The organism is Actinomadura soli (assembly GCF_005889715.1).
GTDB lineage: Bacteria > Actinomycetota > Actinomycetes > Streptosporangiales > Streptosporangiaceae > Spirillospora > Spirillospora soli.
Genome location: NZ_VCKW01000295.1, coordinates 1 through 9,218 on the forward strand (window position 1 = coordinate 1; position 9,218 = coordinate 9,218).

Annotated in this window: 9 protein-coding genes and 1 pseudogene; 5 read left to right on the forward strand and 5 right to left on the reverse strand. The window is 71.3% G+C overall.

From position 1 onward, the window contains the following. Positions 1 to 302, forward strand: a pseudogene (locus ETD83_RS35570) (aminotransferase); the annotation flags it as partial. On the opposite strand, the gene ETD83_RS35575 reads toward ETD83_RS35570, so the two are convergent. Further along, on the reverse strand, positions 286 to 969 hold the full coding sequence (locus ETD83_RS35575) for a gamma-glutamyl-gamma-aminobutyrate hydrolase family protein (RefSeq protein WP_138649599.1): 684 nt from the start codon (positions 967 to 969) through the stop codon (positions 286 to 288). The pseudogene ETD83_RS35570 and the gene ETD83_RS35575 overlap by 17 nt on opposite strands. 164 nt (positions 970 to 1,133) lie before the next feature. Here ETD83_RS35575 and ETD83_RS35580 point away from each other — a divergent pair, with 164 nt between their 5' ends. Beyond that, positions 1,134 to 2,336 carry an RNA-guided endonuclease InsQ/TnpB family protein gene (locus tag ETD83_RS35580; protein WP_138649600.1) on the forward strand — a complete coding sequence of 401 codons (1,203 nt, stop codon included), beginning with the start codon at positions 1,134 to 1,136 and terminating at the stop codon, positions 2,334 to 2,336. A 62-nt stretch (positions 2,337 to 2,398) separates the two neighbouring features. Here ETD83_RS35580 and ETD83_RS35585 read toward each other — a convergent pair whose 3' ends face one another. Beyond that, positions 2,399 to 3,868, reverse strand: a complete 1,470-nt coding sequence (locus tag ETD83_RS35585) for an aldehyde dehydrogenase family protein (protein WP_138649601.1) — start codon at positions 3,866 to 3,868, stop codon at positions 2,399 to 2,401. Positions 3,869 to 3,975: 107 nt separating this feature from the next. Between ETD83_RS35585 and ETD83_RS35590 the strand changes: the two genes are divergently transcribed. Genes ETD83_RS35590 through ETD83_RS35600 form a run of 3 tightly spaced genes read left to right on the forward strand, consistent with a single transcriptional unit; the run spans position 3,976 to position 7,160 of the window. Then, complete coding sequence (locus tag ETD83_RS35590) at positions 3,976 to 5,424, forward strand: aldehyde dehydrogenase (protein ID WP_138649602.1); 1,449 nt, start codon at positions 3,976 to 3,978, stop codon at positions 5,422 to 5,424. Then, positions 5,412 to 6,314: a 3,4-dihydroxyphenylacetate 2,3-dioxygenase gene (locus ETD83_RS35595; RefSeq protein ID WP_138649603.1), complete on the forward strand. Its 903-nt coding sequence runs from the start codon at positions 5,412 to 5,414 to the stop codon at positions 6,312 to 6,314. The genes ETD83_RS35590 and ETD83_RS35595 overlap by 13 nt, the downstream gene beginning before the upstream one ends. Then, a complete protein-coding gene (locus tag ETD83_RS35600; RefSeq protein WP_138649604.1) occupies positions 6,315 to 7,160 on the forward strand; it encodes a fumarylacetoacetate hydrolase family protein in 846 nt (281 codons plus the stop codon). A gap of 13 nt (positions 7,161 to 7,173) precedes the next feature. Here the strand turns inward: ETD83_RS35600 and ETD83_RS35605 are convergent, their stop codons facing one another. The 3 genes from ETD83_RS35605 to ETD83_RS35615 all read right to left on the reverse strand — a co-directional run. Continuing rightward, positions 7,174 to 8,112 carry a TIGR03619 family F420-dependent LLM class oxidoreductase gene (locus ETD83_RS35605; protein ID WP_138649605.1) on the reverse strand — a complete coding sequence of 313 codons (939 nt, stop codon included), beginning with the start codon at positions 8,110 to 8,112 and terminating at the stop codon, positions 7,174 to 7,176. A 42-nt stretch (positions 8,113 to 8,154) separates the two neighbouring features. Then, positions 8,155 to 8,727 (reverse strand): MarR family winged helix-turn-helix transcriptional regulator, encoded by a 573-nt coding sequence (locus ETD83_RS35610; RefSeq protein ID WP_138649606.1) that lies wholly within the window; start codon positions 8,725 to 8,727, stop codon positions 8,155 to 8,157. A 106-nt stretch (positions 8,728 to 8,833) separates the two neighbouring features. Next, a partial coding sequence (locus ETD83_RS35615) for an acetoacetate decarboxylase family protein (protein ID WP_171064625.1) occupies positions 8,834 to 9,218 on the reverse strand: 385 nt, incomplete at its 5' end.

Sequence of the window (9,218 nt, forward strand, 5' to 3'; positions counted from 1 at the left end):
GGTTCCAGTTCCACTTCGACCGGTGGATCTTGCCGCCCGGCGCCGTGGAGGTCGCGCGGAGCGCGGTGTGCTCGCAGGCGTTCGTGGTGGGGCGGTCGATGGGCGTGCAGTTCCATCCGGAGATCACGGCTGAGCAGTTCGGGCTCTGGCTGGCGAATGGCGCCGAGCGTCACATGCGGGCCAACGGCATCGACCCTGAAGCGGTGATGGCGGAGGTCAAGCGGACGGAGTCTGAGGCGACACAGCGGACTCACGCGCTTGTCGATGCATTCCTGGATCGGGTCTCTATGCGGACGCCCTGACAAGGGCGTCGAAAAGGGCTTGCTGGGTTGGGTCGGTGGCGGCTGTGTCCTCGGGGTGCCATTGGACGGCCAGGAACCACTGGTCGCGGTTCGTCAGTTCGGCGGCCTCTAGGGTGCCGTCGGCGGCGTGGGCCGTGGGCGTTAGGGACGGGGCCAGCGTCGCTGTTGACTGGTGGTGGTAGCAGGACGCGGTGATCTGCTCGGTGTCCAGTTTTTTGGCCAGGAGGGTGCCCGCCTTCACGGTCACCGGGTGGAGTTTGTGGCGGTGGTCTTCTGGCATGTCCTGGGTGAGAGAGCCGCCTAGGGCCGTGTTCGCTATTTGGAAGCCTCGGCAAATGGCCAGGGTGGGGATTTTCGCTTCCAGGGCGTGGGCGGCCAGGGCCAGATCGAAGGCGTCTTGGGTTTCGTCCACGTCGTAGAGGGACTCGTGCTCGGTGTCCGCGCCGTAGTGGCGGGGGTGGATGTCGCCGCCGCCCGGGAGGAGGAGGCCGTCGCAGCGGGTCAGGCGGGACGGTTCGTACGGCGCCGCCGGGTGCATGATCAACGGTTCGCCGCCCGCCCGGTACACCGCCTCGACCAGCGCCTGGGCGGCCACCTCGGCCTTGTAGCGGAGGGCGGAGGCGGACGCGGAGAAGCGGGCCGGAAGGGCGATCAGCGGACGGGTCACCGATTCTCCCGGAGGATGCCCCGGCCTTCAGGCAGGGGAGGAATCCGGCCTCCTGCGGAGCTTGGCAAGGTCAGAGCGTTCGCCTCCAGGGCGGACGTTCGTCTGCCGACCGTAATCTGAGCGTTCTCGCTCACGTGTTCGAACTGGTGCGGTAGGTTCGTGCCATGTCGCGGACGGGATTGGATGAGGGGCCGGGTGCCGCCCGGTACACCTACCGTGTCCGCCTGTCCGGCCGCGCGGAGCGTGCGCTGTTGCGGGAGTGGGACCGGTGCCGCTGGGTGTGGAACCAGTGTGTGGTGGAGTCGCGCGCCGCGTGGCGGGCCGGGGAGAGGATCGGCCCGGCGGTGCTGGACCGGATGCTGACGGGCTGGCGTGGGAGCCGTGGGTGGTTGCGTGCGGGTGCGTGTGTGCCGCAGCAGCAGATCATCCGGGATTTCGGACGGTCCCGGGCGAAGGCGATCAAGGACATCGGGGAGCGGCTGCCGATGCGGCGGCGCGCCGGGATGCCGAACTTGAAGAAGCGGGGTGTGGCGGATCTGACGTTGAATTACACCCGACGCGGGTTCCGGCTGCGTGATGGCCTGCTGGTGCTGGCGGGCGGTATCGGCGTGCGGGTGGTGTGGTCGCGGGGGTTGCCCGCCGTGCCGTCGTCGGTGCGGGTGTACCGCGACAGCCTCGGCCACTGGTATTGCTCGTTCGTCGTCCCCGCGCAGGTCGAGCCGCTGCCCGCGACCGGCCGGGTGATCGGGGTGGACTGGGGGGTGAAGGAGCTGGCGACCACGACCAGTGATGCGCACGACCTGCCGCACCCCCAGCACGGCAAGAACGCCTCCGCGGAGCTGGCCCGGTATCAGCGGCAGATGGCCCGCCGCCGTACCCCCAAGGGCACACCCGGGTCCAAGGGGTACAAACGCGCAGCCCGGCGTGCGGCCCGGCAGCACAGGAAGGTGCAGCGGCAACGCGCCGACACCGCCCGCAAATGGGCCAAGCGGGTGATGCGGGATCATGACCGGGTCGCGGTGGAGGACTTCAGGCCCAGGTTCTTGGCGCGTTCGACGATGGCGCGCAAGGCCGCCGACGGCGCCATCGGCGCCGCCAAGCGTGAACTGATCGACATGGGTCGTAAGCACGGCCGCCTGGTCGTGCTGGTCGACCCGAGAAACACCACCACCGACTGCGCGAGTTGCGGGGCGAGAACCAAGCACGCACTGCCGCTGTCGGAACGCATCTACTCCTGCACCAGGTGCGGGGTGTCTCGTCCCCGGGACAAGAACTCCGCGCAGGTGATGCTGGTCCGGGCAGGTTTCGTCCCGGCCGGTGCCGATGGCGTAAGACCTGGGAGCCCGCCGGGCTCCCGGGCTGCCTGAGCCGGAAATCCCCGCGAACCCCTTGACGGGAGGGAATGTCCTCTCTTCAGGGAGGGGAGGATTCAAAGCTCGATCCACGTGGTCTTGAGGTCGGTGTACTTGTCGAGGGCGTGCAGCGACTTGTCGCGGCCGTGGCCCGACTGCTTCACGCCGCCGAACGGGACGCTCATGTCGCCCTCCTCGTAGCAGTTGACCCAGACCGTCCCGGCGCGCAGGGAGCGGGAGACGCGGTGCGCGGTGGACAGGTCGGACGTCCAGACGGCGGCGGCCAGGCCGTAGTCGGTGTCGTTGGCCAGGGTGATCGCCTCGTCGACGGAGTCGAACTCGAGGACGGCGAGGACGGGGCCGAAGACCTCCTCGCGGGCGATCCGCATCTCCGGCTTGACCTGGTCGAACACCGTGGGGGCGATGTAGCGGCCGTCCGCCGTCGCGCCGGTGCGCAGGCGGGCGCCGTCCGACTTCGCCGCCTGGATGTGCGACATGACGCGGGCGTGGTGGGCGAGGGAGACCAGCGGGCCCATCTCGGTGGCCGGGTCCAGCGGGTCGCCGGTGCGCAGGGACTCGGCGCGGGCGATCACGCGGTCGACCACCCGCGGCGCGATCGACCGGTGGACCAGGAGGCGGGACGGGGCCGTGCACATCTCGCCGGCGTTGAAGAAGATGCCCCAGGCGGCGGTGTCGGCGGCGGCGTCCAGGTCGGGGGCGTCCGGAAGGATGATGTTGGGGGACTTGCCGCCGAGTTCGAGCCAGACGCGCTTGAGGTTGGAGCCCGCGGCGTAGCGCAGGAAGTGGCGTCCGACCTCGGTGGAGCCGGTGAAGGCGAGGACGTCGACGGCCGGGTGCTCGCCCAGCGCGCGGCCGGCCACCTCGCCGGGGCCGTTGACGACGTTGAACACGCCGGGCGGCAGGCCCGCCTCGGCGGCGAGCGCGGCCAGGTGCAGGGCGGAGAGCGGGGACTCCTCGGCCGGTTTGAGGACGGCCGTGCAGCCCGAGGCCAGGGCGGGGGCGATCTTCCAGGCGGCCATGGTGAGCGGGAAGTTCCACGGGACGACCGCCGCGACCACTCCCACGGGCTCGCGGGTGACCAGGGCGAGCGAGGAGCCTCCCGTGCGGGGTGATTCGTCCAGTTGCTTGTCGGCGGCCTCGGCGTACCAGCGGAGGCAGTTGATGACGGCGCGCAGCTCGATGCCGTACGACTCGCTGATCGGCTTGCCCATCTCCAGGCTGATCAGGAGGGCGATCGTCGAGCGGTCGCGGTCGATCAGGTCGGCCCAGCGCAGCAGGGCCGCCTTGCGCTCCGCGGGCGCGAGGCGGGGCCAGGGGCCGGTGTCGAACGCCCGGCGGGCGGCGGCGACGGCCGCGTCCACCTCGGACGGCCCGGCGGACGCGATGCGGGCGAGCGTCTTGCCGTCGCGGGGGGAGATGACGGGGGTCGAGGCCGTGCCGGTGAACTCGCCGCCGATGTGGTGGCCGGCGTGCGGGACGAGCCCGGCGGCACGGGCGCGCCATTCCTCGTACGGGACGTCGGTCACGAGTCCTCCTCTAGAGTCGTTTGCACCCGAACAGTAGCGTCGGCGGCTTGACCGCCGCCATCCCGGTTCCTAGATTATTTGGGACCAAACAAAATGGAGGTGGAGCGATGGCAACCGTCGCGGGTGTCACCGTCGAGCCCGGGCACTGGATCGGCGGGGAGCGCACCGGCTCCGACGCGACCTTCGCCAGCGTCTCGCCGATCGACGAGCGGCCGGTCGCGGAGATCGCGCGGGGCGGGGCGGCGGAGGTGGACGCGGCCGTCGCCGCCGCGCGCCGCGCCTTCCCCGCCTGGGCCGGGACGAGCCGGGACGAGCGGGCGCGGCTGCTGCACGCCATCGCCGACGGCGTGGAGAAGCGGATCGAGGAGCTGGCCCAGGTCGAGACGGCCGACAACGGGGCGCTGATCCGCTCCCACCGGCGCGGGGTGATGCCCCGGGTCGCGCACAACTTCCGGTTCTTCGCCGACCGGCTGCTGAACCTCGGGCACGAGGACTTCGAGACGCGGGGCCACACCAACCATGTGAGCTGGGATCCGGCGGGCGTCGCGGCGCTCATCACCCCATGGAACGCTCCGCTCATGCTGGCCACGTGGAAGATCGCGCCCGCGCTGGCGGCCGGGAACACCGTCGTCCTCAAGCCCGCCGAGTGGACGCCTCTCACCGCGTCCCTGCTGGCCGACATCACCGCCGAGGCCGGGCTCCCGGACGGCGTGTTCAACGTCGTCCAGGGGTACGGCGCGGAGGTCGGCGGGCCGCTGACCGCGCATCCGGACGTCAACCGGATCAGCTTCACCGGGTCGGTGCCGACGGCGCGGACGATCGCGGCCGCGGCGGCGCCCCACCTGACGCCGCTGTCGCTGGAGCTGGGCGGGAAGTCGCCGCTGGTCGTGTTCGCCGACGCCGATCTCGATCTCGCGGTCGATCTGGCCGTCGAGCAGTACGACAACGCCGGGCAGGTCTGCCTGGCGGCGACGCGGCTGCTCGTCGAGTCGTCCGTCGCGGACGAGTTCACCGCGCGCTTCGTGGCGAAGGCGTCCAAGATCAGGCAGGGCGATCCGCGTGAGGAAGCCACCGATATCGGGCCGCAGATCCATCGCCGCCATCTGGAGCGCGTGGACGGGTTCGTCCAGCGGGCCAAGGAGGCGGGGGCGCGCGCTCTCATCGGCGGTGGCCCGAACGAGGAGCTGGGCGGTCTCTACTACCGGCCGACCCTGTTCACGGATGCTCAGGAAGGGGCGGAGATCCTCACGGAGGAGGTCTTCGGGCCCGTCCTGACGCTGCAGACGTTCGACACCGAAGAGCAGGCCGTCGCGATGGCGAACGGCACCCGGTTCGGGCTCGCCGCCACGCTCGCCACCGGTGACCCAGAGCGCGCGCGGCGCGTGACCGAGCGGCTCGTGGCCGGGACGGTGTGGGTGAACTGCTTCTTCGTCCGCGACCTGAAGGCCCCCTTCGGCGGGTCCCGGCAGTCCGGGGTCGGGCGCGAGGGCGGCGACTGGAGTTTCGATTTCTACTGCGACCTGAAGAACACGGTGACGGCACCATGGGCGAGATAGTCGGCGCGGGGCTCCTCGCGCACGTTCCCACGATCGTCCTGCCCGAGGTCACTCGGCGCGAGCTGAACGGCGGTGAGGACACCACGCTCGTTCCCGGCCTGCACAGGCTGCGCAAGGACGTCTTCGAGAGGGACGACTACGACACCGTCGTCGTCCTCGACTCGCATTGGGCGACGACGGTCGAGTTCGTCACCACCGCGCAGGAGCGCCGGGCGGGGTTGTACACGTCCGAGGAGCTGCCGCGCGGCATGTGCCGGATGCCGTACGACTTCCCCGGCGACCCCGAGCTGGCCCATGCGGTCGCGCGCTACGCCGGCAAGCACGGGACGTGGATCACCCCGATCGACGACCCGTACCTGCCGATCTACTACGCGACCGTCAACCTGTGGACGCACCTCGGCGTGCGCGACGACCCGTACCTCGGCGACCCGGGCAAGCGGTGGATGTCGATCGGCGTGTGCCAGACCGCCGACACCGAGGACTTCCTGCGCCTCGGCCGCGCCCTCGGCGACGCCATCGAGGCCACGGACCGGCGCGTGCTGCTGATCGCGTCCGGCGCGCTGTCGCACACGTTCTGGCCGCTGCGGGTGATCCGCGACCACGAGGCGTCCGGGCCCGAGCACATCTTCACGCCGCAGGCGCGGGCCGCCGACGAGCAGCGCATCGCCTGGCTCCAGAAGGGCGACCACGGCCGGGTGCTCGACACCATGCCGGAGTTCCTGACCTTCAAGCCGGAGGCCCGCTTCGGCCACTACCTCATGATGATCGGCGCTCTCGGGGAGCATGCCTGCACGGCCCCCGGACGCCTGTACAGCGAGTACGAGAACTCCGTCGGGACGGGCCAGGTGCACATCTGGTTCGACCGCCCTGAGACCGGATGGACCGCCTGAATGCCTGAATACCGACGTATCCTGCTGGACGGCGCCGCCACCCAGGTCATCAGGGACGGCGACGACCTCGTCAGCGCGGACGGCCGCGTGGTGCGCGCGGACGACGCCGTCCACCTGCCGCCGTGCGAGCCGTCCAAGGTCGTCGCGGTGCACCTCAACCACCGCAGCCGCGTCGAGGAGTTCCAGACGAAGCTGCCGCCCGCGCCGACGTTCTTCCACAAGCCGATCTCGGCGCTGAACGCGCACGGCGGGGCGGTCGTCCGTCCGGAGCGGTGCAGGTACCTCAACTACGAGGGCGAGATCGCGATCGTCATCGGGCGGACGGCCCGCAACGTCGCGCCGAAGGAGGCCGGCGACTACATCGCGGGCTACACGGTCGCCAACGACTACGGCCTTCACGACTTCCGCGACACCGACGCGGGGTCGATGCTGCGGGTGAAGGGCTCCGACACCCTCTGCCCGCTGGGCCCCGGCCTCGTCACCGACTGGGACTTCCAGGGCAAGTACCTGCGGACGTACGTGAACGGCGAGCTGGTGCAGGACGGCAGCACCGGCGAGATGGAGTGGGACATGCACTATCTCGTCGCCGACATCGCCCGCACGATCACGCTGTACCCCGGGGACGTGCTGCTGTCCGGGACGCCGGCGAACTCGCGTCCCGTCCAGCCGGGCGACGTCGTCGAGGTCGAGGCGGAGGGGCTCGGACGGCTCCGCAACCACATCGTCGCGGGGCCGGTGCCGATCCGGGACGACTGCGGCGCCCAGCCGACCGAGTCGGAGGAGGTCATCTCCACCGCGTTCGGCGGCGACTGGGAGTTCCGCGGCATCCGCGCCCCGCGCCGATAGAGGTCAGGGCGCCTTAGGACACCAGGGCGTCGGCGCGGCGGACGACCTCGCGGCAGAACGCGCCGACGCCGTCCGGGTCGTCGGTGAACTGGGACGGCTTGATGCAGAACGTCGTGAACCCCTGCTCAAGCTGCGACGGGATGCTCTCCAGGGCAGGTTCGAGCGGGGACACCGAGTCGTCGTCGGGGAACACGGGACGGCAGCCGCCGATCATCTCCAGGTCGGCGGCGTCCCGTCCGGCGGCGGCCATCGCGGCGGCCAGGCGGTCGGTCTCCTCCGGCGTGGGGCGTCCCAGGGGGTGGAAGCCGTGCCCGTACTTCACGAGCCGGTCGAGGAGGCGGTCGTGGAGGTGCTGCCCGCCGAACCACATGCGCGGCCCGTCCGGACGGTACGCGCGGGGCTCGAAGTAGACGTCCTCGAAGGAGAAGTGCGTGCCGCCGTAGGAGACGGGGGAGCCGCGCCACAGCAGGTCCCAGATCTCCAGCTGCTCGTCGAGGATCGCGCCGCGCTTCCCGAACGGGACGCCAAGCGCCGCGTACTCGTCCCGGCTCCAGCTCACCGTCGGCTGGACGACGAGGCGCCCCTCCGACAGCAGGTCGAGCGTGCCGATGTCGCGGGCCAGCGCGAGGGGGTGGCGCAGCGGCGCGAGGACGGCCGCCGCCGCCAGCCTGATCCGGGCGGTGACGGACGCGATCGCGCCGAGCAGCATGAGCGATCCGGGCCACGGGGTGAACGGGTCCTGGTTGCCGGGGTAGGCGTAGTCGCGCGGGTTGCCCATCACGCCCTTCGCGCCCGCGTCCGGGCCGAGCACGACGTGCTCGCTGACCATGACGGCGTCGAAGCCGGCGTCCTCGGCCTCGCGCGCCCACCGGACGAGGGTCGGCAGGTCGCGGCCGGTGGTGAGGGTCCAGTTCTCGCTGAGCACGAGCACGAAGCGTGGCGTTGGCGTCATCCCGGTATCGTATGGGCCCAAACGAACCACGGGCAAGGGGCGTCAGGCGCGGGAGCGGCGGCCCGAGCGGCGGGGCGGCGGGGGCGATTCGGCCCGCAGTGAGGCGCGCCGCCCGTCGCCCTCCTCCTCCAGATGCTCGATGATCGACCGGAGCGTCTGCGCGAGGCCCCGGTTGTCGTCGCCGCTCAGGCGCTCCACCACGAACGCCTCCTCGGCGTTGAACGCCGGGAACAGCGCCCGCATCAGGTCCTGCCCCTTGACGGTGAGCCGGAGCAGGACGAGCCGCCCGTCCGTGGCGTGCGAGCCGCGCTCGATCAGGCCGCGCCCCTCCAGCGTCTTGACGACCCCGGTGAGCGTCCCCTTGGAGATCCCCGCCTCCTCGGCGACGTGGCGCGTCTCCATCTCGTCCCAGATCCACACGACCCACAGGACGACGAACGCGGTCCAGGTCAGGTCGGCGCCGCGCAGCACCGAGCTCTCGAAGTGCTGCCGGATGGCGGCGGCGGCCCGGTAGATGTTGGAGACCGCCATCATCGCGTCGTGCCGCAGCGGGACGTCCCCGAGCCGCCGCTGGATGGCCTGCTCGGTCTCTTGCAGTGTGTGGTGCCCGGTCACGGTGCGTCCTCCAAGGGGCCCGGCGCTGACGACCCTGTCACGGGCCCGAGATGCGAATCTACCCCTGCCGGGCCTGGTCCGACTCCGCCGGAGTGCGCGGAGCGGCTCAGGCGAGGCGGCGGCCGCCGTTCCAGACGACGCCGACTTGGCGGTAGTAGGCGGCGATGGGCTCCTCGACCGTCAGCAGCGAGAGCTCCTCGGTCGGGGAGTCGTAGAGCGCGAGGTCGGCCTCGCCCGTCCACGCCTGGCCCGCCTCGAAGCCGGACGCGCCGGACTCGATCAGCTCGTCCAGCGCCGGGGCCTGCCCGGGTTCGACGGACGGCAGGTAGCGGTGGTGCGCCATGGGGTGGCCGTTGACGAAGCCGTTGGTGTCGGACGGCTCCCGCAACGTCACCACCGCTTCGGCGAGGCGGCGGTCGGCGGCGGCGAGCGTGGCGCCGAAGCGGCTCCCGGCGGCCAGGCGGGGGGCGGGGCCGTACCTGTCTCTTATA

Excerpts from the sequence above, each read along its gene's own strand:
- ETD83_RS35580 (WP_138649600.1), top strand. The coding sequence starts at position 1,134 with ATGTCGCGGACGGGATTGGATGAGGGGCCGGGTGCCGCCCGGTACACC.
- ETD83_RS35590 (WP_138649602.1), top strand. The coding sequence starts at position 3,976 with ATGGCAACCGTCGCGGGTGTCACCGTCGAGCCCGGGCACTGGATCGGC.
- ETD83_RS35595 (WP_138649603.1), top strand. The coding sequence starts at position 5,412 with ATGGGCGAGATAGTCGGCGCGGGGCTCCTCGCGCACGTTCCCACGATC.
- ETD83_RS35600 (WP_138649604.1), top strand. The coding sequence starts at position 6,315 with ATGCCTGAATACCGACGTATCCTGCTGGACGGCGCCGCCACCCAGGTC.
- ETD83_RS35605 (WP_138649605.1), bottom strand. The coding sequence starts at position 8,112 with ATGACGCCAACGCCACGCTTCGTGCTCGTGCTCAGCGAGAACTGGACC.